This window comes from Alteromonas sp. 76-1 (assembly GCF_900654235.1).
Classification (GTDB): domain Bacteria; phylum Pseudomonadota; class Gammaproteobacteria; order Enterobacterales; family Alteromonadaceae; genus Alteromonas; species Alteromonas naphthalenivorans.
On the sequence record NZ_LR136958.1, the window covers coordinates 2,608,997 to 2,630,797 of the forward strand.

General features: G+C 44.2%; 15 protein-coding genes. 4 read left to right on the forward strand and 11 right to left on the reverse strand.

Features of this window, described 5'->3' with window-relative positions; genetic code table 11:
* Positions 1-23: 23 nt before the first annotated feature.
* From ALT761_RS11205 to ALT761_RS11220, 4 genes are read right to left on the reverse strand one after another with little or no spacing between them, the layout of a single operon-like run.
* Positions 24-1,514, reverse strand: a complete 1,491-nt coding sequence (locus ALT761_RS11205) for an ABC transporter substrate-binding protein (RefSeq protein ID WP_232043439.1) — start codon at positions 1,512-1,514, stop codon at positions 24-26.
* Positions 1,501-2,376 carry a DUF547 domain-containing protein gene (locus ALT761_RS11210; protein WP_442858147.1) on the reverse strand — a complete coding sequence of 292 codons (876 nt, stop codon included), beginning with the start codon at positions 2,374-2,376 and terminating at the stop codon, positions 1,501-1,503. The genes ALT761_RS11205 and ALT761_RS11210 overlap by 14 nt, the downstream gene beginning before the upstream one ends.
* Positions 2,377-2,392: 16 nt before the next feature.
* Positions 2,393-4,546, reverse strand: coding sequence for an FAD-dependent oxidoreductase (locus tag ALT761_RS11215; RefSeq protein WP_129738741.1), 2,154 nt, complete (start codon positions 4,544-4,546; stop codon positions 2,393-2,395).
* A gap of 20 nt (positions 4,547-4,566) precedes the next feature.
* Entirely contained in the window at positions 4,567-6,930 is a 2,364-nt protein-coding gene (locus tag ALT761_RS11220; protein ID WP_129738743.1) for a TonB-dependent receptor, read from the reverse strand.
* Between the two features lie 154 nt (positions 6,931-7,084).
* On the opposite strand from ALT761_RS11220, the gene ALT761_RS11225 reads away from it, so the two are divergent.
* The gene (locus ALT761_RS11225) at positions 7,085-7,501 is read left to right on the forward strand and encodes a hypothetical protein (protein WP_129738745.1); all 417 of its coding nucleotides are present in this window, start codon (positions 7,085-7,087) and stop codon (positions 7,499-7,501) included.
* A gap of 64 nt (positions 7,502-7,565) precedes the next feature.
* On the opposite strand, the gene ALT761_RS11230 is transcribed toward ALT761_RS11225, so the two are convergent.
* On the reverse strand, positions 7,566-8,033 hold the full coding sequence (locus ALT761_RS11230; RefSeq protein ID WP_129738747.1) for an EVE domain-containing protein: 468 nt from the start codon (positions 8,031-8,033) through the stop codon (positions 7,566-7,568).
* A 263-nt stretch (positions 8,034-8,296) separates the two neighbouring features.
* Between ALT761_RS11230 and ALT761_RS11235 the strand changes: the two genes are divergently transcribed.
* Positions 8,297-10,585 carry a YgiQ family radical SAM protein gene (locus ALT761_RS11235; RefSeq protein ID WP_129738749.1) on the forward strand — a complete coding sequence of 763 codons (2,289 nt, stop codon included), beginning with the start codon at positions 8,297-8,299 and terminating at the stop codon, positions 10,583-10,585.
* 120 nt (positions 10,586-10,705) lie between these two features.
* On the opposite strand, the gene ALT761_RS11240 is transcribed toward ALT761_RS11235, so the two are convergent.
* The 6 genes from ALT761_RS11240 to ahpC all read right to left on the reverse strand — a co-directional run bounded on the left by ALT761_RS11240 (position 10,706) and on the right by ahpC (position 17,287).
* Entirely contained in the window at positions 10,706-11,212 is a 507-nt protein-coding gene (locus ALT761_RS11240) for a cupin domain-containing protein (RefSeq protein WP_129738751.1), read from the reverse strand.
* Positions 11,209-12,306: an SMP-30/gluconolactonase/LRE family protein gene (locus tag ALT761_RS11245; protein WP_129738753.1), complete on the reverse strand. Its 1,098-nt coding sequence runs from the start codon at positions 12,304-12,306 to the stop codon at positions 11,209-11,211. Before ALT761_RS11245 ends, ALT761_RS11240 begins: the two co-directional genes overlap by 4 nt.
* A 332-nt stretch (positions 12,307-12,638) precedes the next feature.
* Positions 12,639-14,147 carry a PepSY-associated TM helix domain-containing protein gene (locus ALT761_RS11250; RefSeq protein ID WP_129738755.1) on the reverse strand — a complete coding sequence of 503 codons (1,509 nt, stop codon included), beginning with the start codon at positions 14,145-14,147 and terminating at the stop codon, positions 12,639-12,641.
* 8 nt (positions 14,148-14,155) lie between these two features.
* Positions 14,156-14,695 carry a hypothetical protein gene (locus ALT761_RS11255; protein ID WP_232043440.1) on the reverse strand — a complete coding sequence of 180 codons (540 nt, stop codon included), beginning with the start codon at positions 14,693-14,695 and terminating at the stop codon, positions 14,156-14,158.
* Positions 14,696-14,984: 289 nt separating this feature from the next.
* Complete coding sequence (gene ahpF / locus ALT761_RS11260) at positions 14,985-16,574, reverse strand: alkyl hydroperoxide reductase subunit F (RefSeq protein WP_129738757.1); 1,590 nt, start codon at positions 16,572-16,574, stop codon at positions 14,985-14,987.
* Between the two features lie 149 nt (positions 16,575-16,723).
* Positions 16,724-17,287 carry an alkyl hydroperoxide reductase subunit C gene (gene ahpC / locus ALT761_RS11265; RefSeq protein ID WP_013783827.1) on the reverse strand — a complete coding sequence of 188 codons (564 nt, stop codon included), beginning with the start codon at positions 17,285-17,287 and terminating at the stop codon, positions 16,724-16,726.
* 342 nt (positions 17,288-17,629) lie between these two features.
* Here ahpC and ALT761_RS11270 point away from each other — a divergent pair, with 342 nt between their 5' ends.
* Positions 17,630-18,946 (forward strand): DUF2252 family protein, encoded by a 1,317-nt coding sequence (locus ALT761_RS11270; protein ID WP_129738759.1) that lies wholly within the window; start codon positions 17,630-17,632, stop codon positions 18,944-18,946.
* 283 nt (positions 18,947-19,229) lie between these two features.
* Entirely contained in the window at positions 19,230-21,800 is a 2,571-nt protein-coding gene (locus ALT761_RS11275; RefSeq protein ID WP_129738761.1) for an ExeM/NucH family extracellular endonuclease, read from the forward strand.
* Position 21,801 lies beyond the last annotated feature (1 nt).

Sequence of the window (21,801 nt, forward strand, 5' to 3'; positions counted from 1 at the left end):
GTTAGAGCGTGATAGCACCGGCATTAGAACCGCTCACCGTAACGGTCAAACCATGCTTGGCGTATGGCATCTGTCCAACTGCTATGGGGCTCAGCGAAAAGTGGCACTGTCTTTTGTTTGTTTAGCTCAGAAGCGTGGTGCGAAACACCGTTAAACAATGTTTTGTCGTTATCAGCAAGCATAGAGAAATCGAGTACTGAGTCGTCACCCCACACTGCCAATTGCTGCTTTTTCGCTTGAGCTTGGGGTGATAATAAAAAATTCACTACTTGCTTAGCGGCAGTAACGTTTTCTGTGTTGTAAGTAATGCCAATAAAATGCACGTTCGCTAAACTACCGTCTTCCATCGCATAAGTACGAATACTGTTGGGTAAGTCAAAACGGTTTACAGCACTGGGTATTTCTGCGGCGGTAAACGAAAAGGCCAATAGTAACTCGCTGGTCCCCATTAGTCTTTGAAGTTGCGAAGCTTGTCGCACCATATAATCGCCCTGTTTATACATCAGAGGATGCAACGTATCTAGGTATTCAAAAAGCGCGGGGGTAATTTTCGCCAATGCAGTGTCAGTTACCGGCTTGTACAACAAATTTTGATGATCGTCATTTAACGCTATGGTCGCATACTTTAAAAAGCTTATGCCTAAGTAATCGTTGGGTAATGGGTAGGTGAATCGACCCGGGTATTGCTTGGCAAAGACAAGTAATTCATGAATGTTAAGCGGAGGCTTTTCTACAAACTGCTGATTATAATAAAACACCATAGATGCCTTGCCCCACGGCGCTTCTTGCCCGTCGGTAGCAATACCAAAATCGGTGATCATGGCTGGGTTTCGAGACGGATTAGTAAGTGCAAAATTAGGAATACTGCTTACCCAGTCTTTCAACAATAAATTATGACGTTTCATGGCGGCGAAATTTTCGCCATTAATCCAAATTAAATTAACGCTACCTTGGTTGTGATTCCCCGCCGCTTTTTCAGCAAGTACACGAGATACCGCATCGCTGGTGTCGGCTAGCTTCACATGGTTCAAGGTAATATTGTAATGGCTACTTACTTGCTGACTTACCCACTGAATATATCCATTTACTTGAGCACTCCCGCCCCACGCATGAAACTGTACCGTCGGCGAATCGCCTGATGCCTGATATGAAACTGGTAAATGATTTTGAGGCTGATCTTTTAATTGAGTAGTAGATTGCCCCTTGTCATTTACTTGTGACTGGGCATTTTTTTGCGCGGGCTCAGATGCAAAAGCCAGTGTAGAAGCAAACATCACAGCCGTTACTAGGCTAAATATGGCTTTAGAAGAAAAAGCCACCTGACCGGCCATATAAATTACTAATTGAACAGTGGCATAAGCAACGACTTGAACCATTGAATAAGCAGCTACAGGAACCACTGTATGAAAACCTATGCCGCCCCTTGAATTGACCATTAGCGCAGAGGACATACGCAGAGGCATTAGACGAAACAAGCTGTCTAACGCCGCTAACGAAAAATTACTCTTGGTCATTCAGCGCCCAGTTGTAATCCAAAAACTCAATGTCGCTTTTTCCTGACAGAATCGTTTTTATGTCACTGTCATCGAGCGGCGAACCATCTTTGGATGATAGTGCGTTGCCGTATTGAGCGATAAACCCCGTTAAGCTTGATGAATCACGCCATTTCATTTCAAAGTCTTCTTTATACCAACTGAAAATTTTCGAAATATGAAGGGTATTGCCATCGTAATAATTGCGGCTATTGTCAGATAAAAAACGAACGGTCTGCTGCTCTAATTGCTCATCTAACTTGTCGCCCACATAGGCTTCTTCACGTAATGCAGGGCAACCAATACTTGCACAGTTTACGGCAAAGTGAATACGGGGTTCGTTGTACACTCCTTTTTCACGAATTAAACCGTGTTCGATGCCGTCAAGTGTACGCTTTTCACCAAACAGTGGCGCAAAAGCTTGCTTCCAAGGTGATGAAAAGAACCCCCCAATATCACGAATAGAGGTTAAATCAGGGTATCGGGTTAATATTAAATCGATGGTATAGGCATTGTACGCATTAATTAAAAACGCCAACTGCGTGTTTTTATCCCACTGATTGAATGTATCCTTCGACACTGCCGATAAACTTTTCAGATAAGCAGTAAGGTCCGATTGCGACGATTTAAAACCCGCATAATCAACTTCTGTGCTCGTGCCTTTAATTTCTACTCCATCACCATTGGTAACAGGGTTAATAGGCGCAACATACTTCGTTAGCATTGCTGAAAAAGGGGTGTGTAACCCTTCTTCAGCATGCGCCACTGGCATAGCCAGTAGCGCAGTCGCGGCAAGTAATTGGGTTGTTCTTTTTAAGCGGTTTAGACCTGAAGATAATTTCATCATAATTGCTGCCTTATTAACCACGACGCCACGTGTGGAATTTTTCCACATAGCTTAACAATTTTTCTGGTGTGTTAGCGCGTTTCCATGTACCAGCAGTGTTTTTGGCACCCTCGGCCCACGTTGGGTACGCGTGAATAGTGCCAAGTAATTTGTTAAGTCCCAAATCGTGCTTCATGGCTAATACAAATTCTGCAAGCAAATCACCAGCGTGTTCAGACACAATGGTTACCCCTAGAATTTTATCTTTGCCCGGCGGTGTAAGCACTTTTATAAAGCCTTTTCTTGCGCTCTCTGCAATGGCCCTATCAAGTTCTTCAAACTCGTAGCGGGTGACTTCTACTTCAATGCCCTGCTCGGCGGCATCGTTTTCATTAAGGCCCACTCGCGCCACTTCAGGGTCGATAAAAGTAGCCCATGGAATAACACGGTAATCTACTTTGAATTTTTTAAAGATACCAAATAAGGCATTTACCGCGGCATACCAGGCGTGGTGTGCGGCAACATGGGTAAATTGATACGGCCCTACTACATCGCCCGCTGCAAAAATGTTAGGCATTAAGGTTTGTAGGTAGTCATCGGTTTCAATAGTACGGTCAAACTGAATGCCCAACTCTTCTAACCCAAAGCCGTTAAGACGTGCTTTACGCCCTACCGCCACAATGACTTCGTCATATTCAATAGCGCTTTCTTTACCGTCTTTCGCGACTACTAAGGTTTTAACACCGTTTTTAATTTCAAAACGAAGGGCATCGTGACTGGTTAATACGTTTACGCCACTATCGCGAAGCACGGTTTCTGAAAATTCGGCGACTTCTTTGTCTTCTCGGCCCATAAGATGATCTGAGCGCTCAACTTGTGTTACGTCACTGCCCAAGCGCGCAAAGGCTTGTGCTAGTTCGCAGCCAATCGGACCGCCACCTAATACAATCATTCGCTTTGGCGTTTCTTCTAACTCAGCAAAACGGCTCCATAGCGTATCAGAAGTGACGTAGCCACTTTCTTCAATACCTGGCAATGGTGGTACAAACGGGCTTGCGCCTGTCGCCACTACAATGCTTTTGGTCGTTAAGGTTTGCATGCCGCCATCGTTTTGCTTTATTTCCACCGTCCAAGGATCGATGATCTTTGCGTAGCCTTTTACTACATCCACACCCAAACTGGTATAGCGCTCTACACTGTCTACCGGCGCGATAGTGGCAATAACGTTATGTACACGCTGCATCACTGTTTTAAAAGACATAGTAGGTTCAACACTGTGCAAACCATAGTTTTCAGCTTGACGCATCTGGTTGGCTACTTTGGCAGTTTTGATGAGGGCTTTACTTGGTACGCAACCATAGTTCAAACAGTCACCGCCCATTTCACCGGCTTCCACAAGCGTAACTTTCGCTTTTACCGCTGCGGCAATATAGCTGGTGACCAAGCCACCCGCACCTGCGCCAATAACAATAAGGTTTCTATCGAATTTAGCCGGCTTTTTATAGCCTTTGTATACACGGCGACGCTCAACAAACGCCACAATGGCTTTAGCAATCCACGGGAATATACCCAGTAATACAAACGATAATATAAGTCCTGGCGATACAATGCCCGATAAGCTGTCTATCTGCGCAAGCTGGGTACCAGCATTTACATATACGATGGTTCCCGCCAACATACCTAGCTGACTTACCCAGTAGAATGTCCATGTTTTAATTGATGTTAGGCCCATCAATAAATTAATCAGGAAGAACGGAAACACGGGCACTAAACGCAATGTGAATAAATAGAAAGCACCTTGTTTTTCAACGCCTTCGTCAATCTTTTTAAGCTTTTCACCAAAACGCTTTCTTACCGTATCGCGTAAAATAAAGCGTGCCACTAAGAAGGCTACGGTTGCACCTACGCTTGACGCAAACGATACAATGATAAAACCCTGTACTAGTCCAAATAAGGCACCCGCGGCTAAGGTAAGAATGGCAGCACCAGGCAACGATAAAGCTGTTACTGCTACATAAATAGCGAAGAAGACCCCAATACTTACCAGTGGGTTTTCTTCAATTTGCTGTGTAAAGGTATCTAATGAACCTTTCAAACCATCAAGGGTGAGATAGGTATTTAAATCGAAGTAGAAAAAGCCAAAAACGGCAGCCACCAATACGGCGATAAGTGCAATTTTCTTAAACATAAACTATTCCTTAATTGCGCTTAAAACGCGTATTGCATAGTGAACTGAACGTGACGAGGTGTATTGGGCATGGCCAGAGTAGCGCCAAAATAACCACCTTCAAACACAGGCTGCCAGTTTTCTTCGTCAGTAATATTAATAACTTCAACACGAAGGCGCATATCATCAGTAACCTGATAATCTGCATTTACATCAATATTAAATTGGTCTCGTATAAATACGGTTTGTAGAAAATCTAGCGGGAACGACTTGGTGTACAAGGCCGAAGCTCCAACTTGTAAGTCATCGGTAAGTTGCCAGCCAGCATTTAATGACACGATTTGCGATGGAATGCCCTGCACTAATGAGTCAGACGGAGCAAACGCCGCAAAAGACGGCGAACCAACGCCATTGCCTTCAATAATGTCTGGTCGACTATCGTCAAAAGCATCGGCCACTTGTGCAGTATCTTGAAACGCCGCTGAATCATCGAAGCGCGCATCCAAATAACTGTACGCCGCGTTTACCCACACATCTTGCCCTTGGTAGAAAACTTGCAACTCTGCGCCTTTGGTTTTCACACCACTGTTGCTGCCATCGCGGTTACGTAAACTACGAGTCTGGTCAAATACCGACACTTCACCATACCAATGACTATCAGGGGAATACTTAAGCCCTACTTCGTAAAGGGTATTTTCAGTGGCAAAATTTAGCGGGTTAATTTCGTTGGCACTGGTAAGTGTAGTCCCCCCTGCCATGCTATTGGATGTGGCATCATTCTCTGACCACGCCACATAAGCATTAAGTGATTCTGTTAGCTTGTACACCGCACTGAGTTGTACGCTTTCAAGTATATCGTTATAGGTGTCAGAAGCGGCGGTAACCCCTTCAGGAGCAAGTGGATCGCGCGCTTCTACATCGTAATAGTCGAACCTAACACCAGCAATAGTTGAAAACGATTCTGTCCACTGTGAACGCTGCTGAAATGCAAGGCCCGTTTGTAAGGTGGTTGAATCCGTGGTGTCAGATAAATTGTAATCCCCTACACCATCGCCATCTATATCATACTGGGCACCAGGTGATACAAATACGCCGGGACGAAGCTCAACCAATCGTGATTTTTGTGCATCGGTTAAGGGTATTTCTCGGTTACTTAACGGGCCCGTTAAATCTACAGGGCTATCAGCTTCAGTTGTAAACTGGCTGTAACCTAATACATCGTTATAACGTAACGCCAAACCAAATGTGGTGGTTTGCTTATCGTTCCAAACCACGTCTAATTCAGTGCGATTCTCGAACGCATCGGCACCATCAATAATCTCTACAAAGCTATTCTGAGCAATTTCTTCACGGGTTAGGTGTTGATAATAGGTCATGTTACGTAGCACAAGGCTATCTGAAAATTGATGGGTTAAATTGCTGCGCAGTACAGTAGTTTCAGCACCATTAATATCATTAGGGTGGGTATACACCTGACTTCGGGGAATAACCACTTCACCGGTTGGTGAGATAATAGCGCCCGCACCAGGTACGGTACTGCCATTCGCTTGTACGCCTTGGCCCGTTATATAAAGGTTGTTATCAATCAGGTTTTGCGTGGGGCGATTAATACCTGCAATGTCAGGATATTCGGCATCGTAATACTCTGCACTTACGTCCCATGTTGTGGCATCGCTCGGTGTATATCTGTACGCAATAAACAAGTTTTTGCTTTCACGCTCTGCAAAATCAAAAAAGCTACCGTGATCTAGCCACTCAACGCTGACTCTAACCCCACTCTTTCCTTCTTCAATGGCGGCACCATAATCAAGCTGCGCTGAGTATTGATCCCAGCGACCAGCGCGCAACGTAATGTTCCCTTCGCTACCTGAAGTAGGCGCAGTTTTGGTTTGCAGGTTCACAAAGCCACCATTTCGCTGTGTACTACCAAACAGCACGGGCGATGGCCCTTTCACGACATCTAGTTGCTCAACACTGTTGAATGAAACCGGTAAACCAAAACCATTGTTGCCTGATTGGCGGCGTATACCATCTTGAAATAGCTCGCCCAATTGCCCACGTATACTTGGCAAACTAGGGGTACCAAAACCGCTAGATGCATAGGCGTTTGGCGCTGCTTTTACAATATCGTGTAAGGTATTGATGTTTAATGCATCCATAGCTTCAGCCGACAAAGACGTTACCGCTCGCGGCGTATCAGCTGCCGACATACCAGCGCCAAATAATCCACTTAACGTATTGTCGCCAGGGTTTAACGGGTTTAGCGCTTGCTGATTTCCGGTAACCTCAACGACTTCTATATCATTTTTGTCGATGGTATCAAGCGTGTCAGCTTGCTGAGCTTGCAGCCCTTGGCTTACAGATAGAGCCAGTGCACTGATGGCAAGCCCAATATTATTTCTCATTCGTATTTTTACCTTACAAGATTGCTTACTCGACAAGACCGACACCCGGCTGAAAATATTTCATAAGCATTTTTATTTTTTTTCTATGAAAGTTTTTGAAATTTAATATGAAAACGCCCGTTCTTTATCGCTACACAAATAAATAGGAGTTAAAATGCAATCTCAACAAACCACTGATATTTCCAATCGCCTCAGTTGGTCCCTACTCGCCCTTCGTGTTTCTGTTTTCATTGTTATGTTCGTGTGGACATTAGATAAATTCGTAAACCCAGCGCACAGTATGAAAATTTTCCAACATTTTTATTCAATTGGTGGCGTACCAGAAACAGCTGTATACATTTTAGGTGCATTTCAGTTGGCACTGGTTCTTGCTTTCGTTGCCGGTATTGCAAAGCGTTACACCTACGGTTTCGTTTTCTTACTTCACGGCGGGTCTACATTGTCGGCTTTCGCACAATACTTTGATGCCTTCAATAACTTGTTATTTTTCGCTGCATGGCCAATGTGGGCGGCGTGTTTTGCCCTTTATTTATTAAGAGATGCTGATACTCGTTTTGCGTTAGGCAAATAGAGTATAGTCAACAACTTAAACGCAGCCTGCATCTTAGATAAATATTTACTTATATATAGCAGGTTTAGTTCATTTTGGCAGTAGTATATAGCTGCTGCCATTCTGTTTCGTTCACAGGCATTATCGATAACCTACCCCCCTTTTTCACCAAACCTATTTCTGTAATGTTAGGCATTGCCTTAATGGCAGATAGCGGCAATACGCTTTCAAACTTTTCTACAAACTTTACATCTACCCGAAACCACCGCGGATTTTCACGCGAAGATTTAGGGTCGTAGTAATTGGATTCAGGGTTAAACTGGGTTTCATCTGGGTAACCTGCCTTTACTACTTCTGCTACCCCGGCAATACCGACTATTTTGCAACTCGAATGATAGATGAAAACCTGATCACCAATAGCGACCTTATCACGCAAAAAGTTTCTTGCTTGGTAGTTACGCACCCCGTCCCAGGGTTCTGTTTGGTCAGGCCGTGAATTTAAATCATCAATGCTGAATGCATCGGGTTCGGTCTTAAATAGCCAGTAAGCCATACATTTTCTCGTTATTATCCTAATTGATATAGCAATGCAGTATAACAAAGGCGGTGAATTTAACGACAGCGCTATACCTAGGTTGCTGAGTACTGGTATAATCAAAGCTCGGTCTGCAATGTTTATATTCGCTCTAAGCAATTTCATACCCGCCTATGGCTATTTATAGTGGCTCTAGGCAGTTTTGTATTTGCGATTAGCAATATGAACGATGATGTACTGACCTACTTAATTCTTTTTTTTCTCTGCTATATGTGAATCTTATGCAAGCCACCATTAAGGCCGATCGCGGTCTATTTTCTTATCCTAAATATTGGCCGCACTGCCTTGGTACTGCGCCGTTTCTTCCCATGTCTAAAGAGGAAATGGATGCCCTAGGATGGGACAGCTGTGACGTTATCTTAGTGACTGGTGATGCGTACGTAGATCACCCAAGCTTTGGTATGGCAGTTATTGGCCGTGTACTTGAAGCCCACGGTTTTCGTGTAGGTATCATTTCTCAGCCCGATTGGACGAGCAAAGATGCCTTCATGACCCTTGGTAAGCCAAATTTATACTTCGGTGTTACGGCGGGCAACATGGATTCCATGATCAACCGCTACACGGCAGATAAAAAACTTCGTCATGACGATGCCTATACAGCAGGTAATGTTGGCGGCAAACGCCCAGATCGCGCGGTTACCGTATACGCACAACGATGCCGTGAAGCGTTTAAAGGCACGCCTGTTATTGCCGGCGGTATTGAAGCTAGCTTACGCCGTATCGCCCATTACGATTATTGGAGTGAAAAAGTACGTCGTTCAGTATTGTTCGACTCCAAAGCAGACATGCTATTTTTCGGCAATGCCGAGCGCCCATTGGTTGAAGTTACCCACCGCTTAGCGGCGGGTGAAACTATTGATGAAATGCGCGACATTCGTGGCACCGCTATTATCGTGAAAGAAGCACTACCTGAGTGGCAAGGGGTTGACTCAACCTCGTTAGATCGCCCCGGTAAAATCGAGCCTATCTCAAGCCCTTATCAAATGGAGCCTGAGTGCGACTCACAAGATAAAGATAAAGCAAACAGCGAAGCGCCTGAAGCCGCGCCCGTCGTGATACAGCCTCCGGAACGCCGCAAGCCTTGGGAAAATGTATACGTTAAGCTCCCAGCGTACGAAACAGTAAAAGATAACAAAGTCTTATACGCTCATACGTCGCGTATTTTGCACCAAGAAACTAACCCTGGTTGTGCCCGTGCATTAATGCAGCGCCATGGCGATAGACATATTTGGATAAACCCACCCGCCATGCCTTTAGAAACAGAGGAAATGGATGCGGTATTCGACCTTCCTTATCAGCGTGTACCCCACCCTGTTTATGGCGATGCCACTATACCCGCCTACGATATGATTAAGTTCAGTATCAATATTATGCGCGGGTGTTACGGCGGTTGTACCTTCTGTTCTATTACAGAACATGAAGGGCGAATTATTCAAAGCCGCTCTGAAGACTCGATTATTCGTGAAATTGAAGAAATTCGCGATACCGTACCTGGGTTTACCGGTGTTATTTCAGACTTAGGTGGCCCTACGGCAAATATGTATCGTTTGCGCTGTAAGAGCCCTAAAGCCGAAGCTACGTGTCGTCGTCCATCTTGTGTATACCCAAGCATTTGTGCACATATGGATACCGATCATAAGCCGACCATCGATTTGTACCGTCGTGCTCGTGAATTACCCGGCGTGAAGAAAGTGCTTATCGCTTCTGGTGTTCGTTACGACTTGGCGGTAGAAGATCCTGAGTACGTAAAAGAGTTAGCGCTACATCACGTTGGCGGCTATTTGAAGATAGCCCCAGAGCACACCGAAGACGGCCCATTATCTAAAATGATGAAGCCGGGTATGGGCAGCTATTACCGCTTTAAAGAGTTGTTCGATAAATATTCGCAAGAAGCGGGTAAGAAACAATATCTTATTCCGTACTTTATTGCCTCGCACCCAGGCACCACAGACGACGATATGTTGAATTTGGCGATTTGGCTGAAAGAGAATAAGTTTAAGCTCGATCAAGTGCAGAACTTCTATCCTTCACCAATGGCCACAGCAACGACTATGTACCACACCGAAGTAAATTCACTTCGCAAGGTAACAAAAGACAGTGAAGACGTGCCTTCGGCTAAGGGTGAAATACACCGACGCTTGCACAAAGCTATGCTTCGATATCACGATCCTAAAAACTTCGCGCAAATTCGTGAAGCCCTAAAGCGTATGGGCCGTGAAGATTTAATAGGCCGTGGAGCTCAGCACTTGGTGCCGCCGGAAACCGCAGATGAGAAACGCAAAAAAGCGGCGAAAGGCAGAAATGGAGAACGTGGGTTAACGAAACATACTGGCTTGCCGCCAAGTTTTCAACGTAAAGCCCGAGGTAAAAACAATACTGCTGGCGCTTCTAGCGAAAATAGAGGTGGGAATAAAACTGAGAACAGAAACGGCGGTAAAAGCGGCGGGCAAAATCGTGGACAGAATACGCCAAGCTCACAGCGAAGAGGGAAGCCAACAGCGAAACGCTAGTTTCGCTGTTGCGACTCATTCTGCCCTTCTTTGTAGTAAGCCTCGGGGCGAATATCAGTTAGCTAGGTTAGTTAAACCTGTTGTCTGATATCGGCCACTTGAGTTCTGCTACCTGGACTGTCAGTCGGTTTTAAGCGTACTTTTTGTAGGCACAGCAATACCTTTGCTGTGCCACTTAAATACCACAAAGATTAAGTCTACTTCTCCGGTATTTTTCACCCCGTGTTCATCCCAAGGGGCTGCGTATAGCATGTCGCCGGTATTAGCCTTAAATATTTCACCTTCAACGCTCCACTCCCCACTTCCCTGAGTCACCAATAGAAACTCTTCATCACTATGTTCGTGAGGTGGGTGAATCTCTACACCGGGCTTAATAACCGCCATACCCGCAAGTGATTGGCTTGTACCAAAGGTTTCATCATTGTGGTAGCTATAGAATATCCAGCCCTCGCCTTCATCAATGGCTGCTTTGACCTGTGGGATCACGTGTGTTTTGAAACTGTCGCCAGAAATCACTTTGTCAGTGTCGTTCTTATTAACCGCAAAAGTATCTGGGGCATAAGCAATAGAAAAACTGCCAAAAACACCTAAAATAACAGTTAGCATTATAGGTAAATTACGCTTCATTCATCCTCTCCCTTTGGTAAATTTGCTTTTTCAACCACCGCCACATACGAGGCAGTTAGGCTGCTAATGTATAGCATATCTGTCGTTTCTAACACCCCTGTTGTAAGCGGATAATTTCCACTTGGGTCTTGTAAATCACTTGTCACTTTGCCTTGTTTATTTAATTTTATAACATGGCCGTAGGCTTTTGCTTTAGGGCGCAGTGATGCAGGCAACCGCTGTACTACTTTACGCAAAAAAGGAGAGTTTGATAAATCGTCTAACGAGGCGGAACGCGGGGAAGCAAACCCTACCCAGTAGCCACCGTCGGGTGCTGTGGCAATATTATCGGGAAAGCCGGGTAAGTTATCGATGAACACATCCACCAAACCTATTTTGGGCCCAGCAATGAAGTAACGTAACACTTGGTAGCTACCTGTTTCGTTCACCAAAACATATTGCTGGTTATGGCTGATAGCAACCCCATTGGCAAAGACTAACCCATCCATTAAAACAGTAGTGACGTTGGTATTTGGATTGTACGCGAGTAATCGGCCATTACCTTTGTGCTCTAAAATTTCTAACAAGCTGCCGCTAAGTGTTCCGCCATAGGCTTTTGCACTAAATTTAGTGGTGGCGTCAGAAAAATATATCATGCCATTTTCTGCCACATCCACATCGTCAGCGTACACTATGGGCGTGCCATCAACAGTATCAGTTAGCAAGGTTATATCACCCGATGGCGAAATAGAAAGTAACCCCAGATAAGCATCTGCCACAATAAGATTATCGCTGGCATCGAACTCCAACCCCAGCGGCCTCCCGCCCGTGTTAACCCAAGGTGTAAAGTGGGTATCGTTGGGTGCTAATAGCATGATAGTGCCAGAATGCGTGGCCGTGGCAATAATACCATCACTTCGCAGAGCAAAATCTTCTGGGCCGAATTCGTTGCCAAGGGAAAGGCTATCAGAAAGGGATAGTGAGTCGTTAGTAAGGTGAACGCCGCTGTAACCTTTATTTTCTGGCGCATCCCAAGCTACAGGTTCAACCGGCACGGGCCAAAACAGTAAATATCCCGTCACTGACAATAAAGCGATGATTAGTATAATTCGCATGCGCTACCCTTTTAATTCCATCTAAATATAGAACCGTAGCAATAGCATGTTCTTACCCTAGGGTTAAATTCAGATTGGTGATTATTCAATATGTTTAAACGCTATAGGTAGATAAACCTTTATTAAAAGAGTAAGTGATTTGATTAAGAGGAAAGTAAAAATGAGGATGGAGATAACTGTGAAGGCTGAGATGCAGATTAAGCTGAAGGTTTAGGAAAAAAACAAAAGTTAGACACAAAAAAGCGCGGCTTTCACATTTTGGTTATTTAACCTAAGTAAAAGCCACGCTGTATTAGCTAACGCTACCAATGCAGTCGTGTTTGTACAGTGTATTAAGCCATTGGCGATTGCGTTTCAGTCGATACTGATGTGCTCTTGTTGCCATTGCCATTTTGCGTTGTTGTTTGATTTTCTTTTTGAAAATCCGACAATAGGGTTTCACGCTTAAGCAAAGTGTTGCCTCGAAAAATACTCCATATTACATAAATGAGCATGGGTATGTTTAATTGCAACGATGCCACCGAAAGTGCATGTTCCCCGTTCACAGCGCTATAAATAAATAAAAGCAATAACACACTGATACCTGAAATTATCAGCCACACTGGTTTGGTAAGCCGCTTTATGGCCACTGTAAGTGCTACATTTAGCACCATTATTCCCCAGAATATTGCAATTAAGGAACCTGAAAAGAACATATCTGCTATTGCCGTGAACGCCAATGCACTCACACTGCCCCACACCGTGCAATACCACAAACGCGTGGCCAACACAGGATGCGCTTTTTTAGATAACCACACTTCCATTCCCGATACGCACAGCATGGTTAGCATGATACCCAAAACAAAATACAGTACTTTACTCGGTATTCCTGCAAAGTCGCCAAAGTGAAGGCGATAAACAGCCCACAACAATTGCTTACCCCATGCGCCATCGTCGTAACCGGCAGTGCCTAAATAATTACCTGCGGTATCAAATCGATATGCTTCACCGTATATCATTCGCCCTGGTACTTGTGCATAAATTTCAATGAACTGTTCAGGTTTGTTCACCTCGTGAACAGTCACAAATATAAGCGGGTTTTCTGGGGCTATGGTTTCCATTTTCGCGATGGCTTTACCTATCGCTGGTTTACCCTCTTGCGCTTCAATGACTGGATCGGGGGTAAATACTTGGTTTATTACCGCATCCCTGTCACCGCCATAATTTAATTGTGCCACTAGCACCAGTACGATACCGGCTAAACCAAAATAGGCCCCTGTTATTGCAATGACTAAATGAAATGGTGACGCCCAAAGGCCAAAGCGATTGTGCAAATCAATTTGGCTTTGTTGACCATTGCCGCCACGGCGCATTTTGAAAGCATCTCGCGTCAACCGTTTGTGTGCAATGATACCTGTAATAATAAGGGTACAAATAATAGCCCCTAAAGCACTGACCAATATCATGCCCCAACTATTGGGTAGGTTAAGATATAGATGCAAGTCCACTAACATTTGAGTAAAAGACACGCTTTCCTTCTCAAGCAAATTTCCCTGCGCATCAGCGAAATAAGCAGCATGATCGTTTTCTACCACTAACCTTGGAATACCTGATGTCGGGAGCACCACAAATAAATGATCTGTTTTTTCAGGGTGTTTAGCTAAAAAGCTATCCATCGCCTTTTCAACTGCCCCATCCTCGACGGTTTTAAACTCGGGAATATGCGGTTGTTCCCAGCGTTCAAATTCTAAATGGAATACAGCAATAGTGCCTGACAAGCACACTAAAAAGAGCAATACACTTAAAAATACGCCTACCCAACTGTGTGCATTTAGCGCTGACTGTTTTGTTGCTTTTTTCATTTTTATTCCTAAATTGGCATTGCCATCAGTATTGCTACACTTACTGCTGTTGCTACAAGATAGCCGCCAACCGTTTTAATTTTTTTCGATGTAGCTAGGTAGTGGTAAACTGCAAGCCCCCAAATGATGGGTGATATCACCATACAGGTAGCTAACTGCCCTGTTATATCCATCGGTAATAGTGCACAAATCGCTAGTGATGCAACGACGCTAAATACCAGTAACAGCAGCAAAACTACGATGTAGTGCAAAGCATGCTGAATTAATGTGCGAAGAGAAAAGTCTAGTTTTCTGGGCTGGGGGATTTGTTGCGGAACAGCTGTGTGTGACTGATTCATTGCTATAAAAGGCCACACTAATAATCCAGGTAAACACAGCGCGTAAACCACACCAAATTCCCAACCTACAGAGTGTGACCACGCTATAGAGGACAAAAGCCAAACGCCTATCCCCACATACAGCATAGGGCCGGTTTGACGCCGCCAGCTTTGGTAGACTGCCGCCATAGAAGCTAAAGAAAGGCCGCTTGCGGCAAATAACATGAACATAACTTACCTTTATATATTTTTATTAGTGCTGAAATGTTTAAACGCTCGGCAGCCGATAAAATAGCCGTTACCCAACAGGTTTGATGCGTAGCCTTATGAGATTTTACTTCGCGTTTTTTCTCAGCTGAAGTTATGTATAAATTACCAAAAAACAGCAGCAAATGAAAACAATAATTATTCCTATTTGATGTTTCATTAAGGATAAATAGCGCGAAATTCACTTCATAAAAAAGGCCGACTTACTTGAGTAAGTCGGCCCTATGTATTGCGCTAATTATTACAAAGATATTTACGCTGCCTGTGTTTCTTCGTCCATCTCTATGACTTCGTGGCTTAGCAAGTATTCAAATGCTGCTAATGACGCTTTTGCACCCTCGCCCATTGAAATAACGATTTGCTTGTAAGGTACTGTTGTAACGTCACCGGCTGCAAATATACCTGGCGCAGACGTGTTACATTTCGTATCAATTACAATCTCGCCGTACTTGCTCATGTCAACCACGCCTTCGATGAATTGACTGTTTGGTACTAGGCCAATTTGTACAAACACACCTGAAAGCGCTAGAGTGTGTATCTCATTGGTATTGCGATCTTGATACTCGATAGCATTAACTTTTCCGTTCTCAGCAGTGATTTGATGCGTCGCTGCGTTTCTGATAATAGTGATATTTTCACGTTTCTCAGCTTGGTCAATCAGTACTTGGTCTGCTTTAAGTTCTGGCATAAATTCAAAAACCGTTACCGATTTAACAATACCCGCTAAATCAAGTGCCGCTTCAATACCCGAATTGCCACCACCAATAACTGCAACGTCTTTACCTTTAAAGAAAGGACCATCACAGTGTGGGCAGTACGCCACGCCGTTACCTACGTTTTCTTTCTCACCTGGCACACCAAGTTCTCTCCAACGTGCGCCAGTAGCAACAATAATTGAACGAGTACGAATTTGTTCGCCAGACGATAACGTAATAGTTTTAACATTGCCTTGTTCTACAGAATCAACACGAACGTGCTCTTTAAGCGTAATATCATAATCGTTCATGTGTTCCATTAAATTACCTACTAGCTCAGGGCCGGTAGTTTTAGATACTGAGATTAGGTTCTCAATACCCATTGTATCTTTCACTTGACCACCGAAACGATCGGCAACCACAGTCACTTTTAAACCTTTACGTGCACTGTATATCGCTGATGCCACGCCCGCTGGACCACCACCAATTACGGTAACGTCTTGTAGCGGTAACGACTCACCCTTGTTCGCCTCTTTTAGCGATGGGTCACGTTCGATAAGTTTATCGATAAGCACCGATGCATCCACCTTACCATTAGCGAATAGCTCACCATTAAGGTAAACGCTTGGAACGCCCTGAATATCACGTTCTGCTACTACGTTTTGATACAATCCACCGTCAATCATTTCAGACGTAATGTTTGGATTAAGTAGTGCAAATTGGTTAAGCGCTTGAACGACTTCTGGACAGTTATGGCAGCTTAAGCTGATAAATACTTCAAAGTTAAGTTCTTCTTTAACGCCTTTAACAATCGCTTTTACGCTGTCATCAATTTTAAGCTCGGTACCTGATGCGTGAAGCATACCTAAGATAAGCGAGTTAAATTCGTGACCGCCAGGAATACCAGAAAAGCGAATGCCTGTATCTTCACCATCAGCTTCCAGTAAAAAACTGATTGAGCTGCGTAAAACACCGTTAGTGTCGCGCTCTTCAAGGCTTAGTTTGTCACTTACACCAGCAATGTCGGACAGAAACGACACAAGCTCTTCACGCTTGCTGTGTTCACCGGTCTGTACGACGAAGGTTACGTTTTTCTGCATTGACTCAGCATAGCCTTTCAACGCTTGTAAAATTTCTTTAGTTAACACGGTAGTCTGCCTTATTTTCGACACGCCGATCCCCGCCAACCATTTTTCAGGCTAACAACATAAGCAGGAATTGGAAATTTATTAGATAGGGAGTGGAGACCCACTCCCATTACTTGCTTATAAATTACTTATAAGCGCTAAGCGGTTGCTTAGATTTTGCCTACTAGGTCAAGAGAAGGAGCTAGTGTAGCTTCGCCTTCTTTCCATTTAGCTGGGCAAACTTCACCAGGGTGAGAAGCAACGTACTGAGCAGCTTTGATTTTGCGAACTAGGTCGTCTGCATCACGGCCGATACCTTCAGAAGTGATTTCCATCGCTTGCACGATACCTTCTGGGTCAACTACAAATGTTGCACGGTCAGCTAGACCCATAGTTTCACGCATACAATCGAAGTTGCGAGTGATTTCACCCGTTGGGTCACCAATCATTGCGAACTTGATTTTGTTGATAGTGTCAGACGAATCGTGCCAGGCTTTGTGAGTGAAGTGAGTATCAGTAGATACTGAGAATACTTCTACGCCACGAGACTGAAGCTCTTCGTACTTATCAGCAATGTCGCCAAGCTCAGTTGGGCATACAAACGTGAAATCGGCTGGATAGAAAACAAATACTGCCCACTTACCGCTGATATCTTCGCTGCTTACTTCGATGAACTCGCCGTCTTTAAATGCTTGTGCTTTGAACGGTTTGATAGCAGTGTTAATTAATGCCATGTTTACTTTCTCCATTTAGTGAGTGTTGTTTTGTACCTACGACTTTTAGTCTATAAATACAAACAGTACGAAAAATTACAAAGCCCATTTTGTTACCAGCATTTTGCTGTTGTGCAAAATCGACTTCGTTGAAACTGGTGATAAGAATAGCGCGGTTTTTTTAAAAAAACTAATTGGTATTTTTGAATGTTTCAATCAAATTTACCAATCAATAATATAAATTAATCGCAAAAATCCCGAACAAGCGAAATTTCTCACATTCCACCTCCCCACGCAAGCCTCGCATTCAAAAACCAATAAAGGTAATGTTAACGCCATCATTGTTACAACGGCATGGCAGTTATGGATCGCGCGAAATTTCTTAATCAAGAAATTGCTAAAATTGACGGCACCCTACCTTCTCCCCACTTAGCTAAACATTTGAAAATGGCCTTAAGCCCATTTGTATTTTACCGCGGTAGCGCACAACTATTTTATGCAGACCTAGCAAATCGCCACTTACCAGTGCCAGAGGCATGCTTTTCGATGTCACTCACCAGTGTAATGGGTGATTGCCATACGTCTAATTTTGGTTTTCTTACTGAGGAAGGCTCACACGGCGACACCGTTATTTTTACGCCGAACGATTTTGACGATGCCTGTGTTGGCTATGCACATTGGGATATTCTTCGCTATCTTACTTCACTGTCTCTGGTAGAAACCCATTGCAAAGGTATTTCTGAAGGCCGCTTTTTGATAGACATGCCAGGCCCGTTAAAACCAGCAGTAGACACCCACCAGGTTAATCACGCCCAATACCTATTCCTTCAGGAATACGTGGCTACATGTCAACGCGTGACTGAAGATGCGACAGTTATCAATGAAGCTATGGAACAAGAGCCTGATGGAAAATTGAAAAAATTCTATCGCAAAGCATTGGAACGTTCGTCTTGCGGCGAAAAGTTCGAATCTAAAAGTGCGCTAGCTAAAGCGGTTCATTTAACGCAGGATGGCCTGAAATTTAAACACATTACCGATAAATATACGCCGCTGAGCCCAGCAGAACATCAACAGGTGTTAGCGGCATTCGCCCCCTATATGGATGATGACATTGTTGATATCACCAGCAGAGAAAATGCCGGAACCGGTTCGGTAAATATGCGCCGCTTCTATTTCTTAGTTGGCCCCAAAAAGCCGCATAACGCACAAAGCTTTCGTTATTGTCACATTGTTGAGGTAAAACAACAGCGCAAAGCCGCGCCCTTATTCTACTTCGATAATGTGTGCCCGGTGAATCGATTGAACCCTGCTCATCTGACCGCACGCAGCCAACGACGAATGCAGCGCCGTCCAGATTTATTGCTCGATGAGGTTATTTGGGACAATGCACACTGGTTAATTCGCTCACGCCACCACGCCAAAGTAGGACTAGACCCTCATGATATTGGTATGGGAAATAAAGCGCGAAACGGAGACTTTGGTTATTTCGCTAAACTGTGCGGCTATACGCTTGCGTTAGCCCATTGTCGTGGTGACAGGCGAAGTACACGCTTTGCGAAAAGTGCTGTAAAAGCGTTAAACCACCATACTAATAGTGCGCTAATTACTAGTGCTAATCATTATGCAAAGCAAGTTATTGATGACCACAGTTGGTTTTGCGATGCGCTAAAAAACACGTAACGCGGGTATTTATCGTCTAGCGATAACAAGTGTGCACTGAAAAATTTTTATTCTTTGTAGTGTTATTTATAGATGCAAAATGCCTTTTATGACGAGCCAATGTCATAAATAACCTTATTTGAATAAACTAACCCACTGATTTATATATGCATATTAAAAATAAACTTGAATAACGTTAAGTCATTCCTGCGTTGACATTATAGTTATAGGCTAGGTCTAGCAATAACAAAGAGGGTCTGCTTTGACAGACCTAATAATAAAAGACCTAAGAGGGAAACAACCAGTGAAAACTCCATTGTCACTTATAACAGCAGGTATTCTTACTGCATTTTCGGCCAATGCCAGCGACTTAGTTATCAGCGGTGTTGTTGATGCGTCACTTACCGGCGGCCTTCCTAAAGCTGTTGAACTTTACGTTGTAAACGATATTCCAGATTTATCGGTCTACGGGCTTGGCTCTGCCAACAATGGCGGCGGCACTGATGGCGTAGAATTTACTTTCCCAGCAGATAGCGCCTCAGCGGGTAGTTATATTTACGTAGCATCTGAAATTGATGGTTTTACTGAATTTTTCGGTTATGCACCAGACTACGATACTTCGGCCATGGGTATAAATGGCGATGATGCGGTAGAGCTTTTCGAAAATGAAGCCGTTGTTGATACTTTCGGTGACATTAATGTTGATGGTAACGGCACAGCATGGGAATACTTAGACGGTTGGGCTTACCGAAAAGACGGTTCAGTCGCTAATGGCGGGACTTTCTCCTCTGACAATTGGACTTACAGTGGCGTAGACGCACTAGATGATGCAGCAACCAATGCAGCCGCCACCACGCCCTTCCCTGTTGCTACTTTTAGTACTGAAGGCGGCGGTGATGATGAAGTTCCACCAGAAGAGCCAGTTATTGAACTAGGTGTTTGTGCTGACGCAGCAACCCTTATTAGTACCATTCAAGGTAGTGGCGATGCTTCAGAAGAAGTTGGTAACAGTCATATTGTTGAAGCCATTGTTACTGGCATGGGTGCGGGCGGTTTCTTCTTACAAGAAGAAACAGCGGATAGCGATGGAGATGATGCCACTTCTGAAGGTATTTTCGTTAACGGTAGCACTACTATTGCGGTAGGTAACGTTGCTCGCCTATACGGTGAAGTAGTTGAAAACTACGGCATGACTACGCTTAACTTAGACAGCGATGTGACTGCACTTGATTGTGGCGCAAGCGATGACGTATTGATGACGACTATCGATATGCCTTACGATTATTCTCTTGAGCCATTTGAAGGCATGCTAGCTTCTGTTGTTGATGCAACGGTAACTAGCACAAACGATTTGTGGCGTTACGGCGAAATTCAAGTAAGTGACAGCGTTAAACGCCAGCCTAGCGACGTAGCAGCACCACTTTCAGACGCATACGTTGAAGCAGTTGCAGCCTCAGAAGCCAGCTTACTTAAAATTGAAGATAACAGCAGTTCTAGTTACCCAGACACCATTAACTACTTCCCTACCTTTAGCTATGCAAATGCTATTCGTATTGGTGATACTGTGTCTGCAAGCGGCCCGCTAAATTATAGCTTCGGTGCGTTTAGAATTAACCCTACCGAAGTGATTACAGTAACTTCTACTCGCGAAGCGAACCCAGTGGTAACTGAAGGTAACTTATCGATTGCTACCTTCAACGTATTGAACTACTTCAATGGCGAAGTTGATGCTAACGGCGATGTAACCTTCGATTTCGATGCAAACCGTGGCGCAGAAGACGAAACTGAATTCGCATTACAAGAAGCCCGTATCGTTGAAGCCATTGTAGGCTTGAACGCTGACGTTGTTGGCTTAATGGAAATTGAAAACGATGGATTTGGCGATGACAGTGCTATTGTTAGCCTAGTGGCTGCGGTAAACGCTGAACTTGCCGATACTGAACAGTATTCATTTATCAGCACTGCTGATAGCACAGAAATTGGTACTGATGCTATTACCGTTGGCTTGTTATACCGCGCATCTATTGTGACGCCTGAAGGTGATGCACAAGTAGTAGACATGCCAATTCAGCAAATTGATGAAGACAGCGTTGCACAAATGCGCCCTTCTTTAATTCAATCGTTCGCCCACATTGAAAGTGGTAAAACCTTTGCTGTTGCCGTTAACCACTTTAAATCTAAAGGTTCAGAGTGTGGTGAAGATCTTGCTGAAGCAGTCAGTGAAACGGATACCATACAAGGCAGCTGTAATGCACTTCGTGTATCTGCTGCTATTACACTAGGTGAAGCATTAAGCGATGAAAGCTTACCTGAGCGTATTCTAGTATTAGGTGACTTGAACTCGTACAGTGCTGAAGATCCGGTTGCAGTACTTACCGACTACACCGCTGAAACCCAAGGCTACACGGTAATGACCGCAGCAAATACAGGTATGGACGATGGTGCCTCTGTAGAAGTAACGGCTAATTATGGTTACGTAAATCTTGCAGAAGAGTTTGATGCTGAAGGTTACTCTTACTGGTTCTACGGTACAGAGCAAGTAGGTAGCTTAGACCATGTGCTAGCAAGTGAAACCATGCTTGCTGATGCGGTAGATGGTGCACATTGGAGTATTAACTCTCCTGAAGTTTACCAATTCCAGTATGATCAAGCGCTGACCTATTACGCTGATGAAGACGGATATGCATTTACTGATGTAGGTCCATTCCGTAGCTCAGATCACGACCCGTTCATTGCAACCTTCAACTTAGAAGCAGAATTACCAGATGAAGGTGATGATGTAGTTGAAGATGATAACGATTCAGGTGGTTCTATGGGCTTCATCTTAGCACTAATGGCTGGTGTTCTAACCTTTCGCCGCCGTTCAGCTAAGTAAA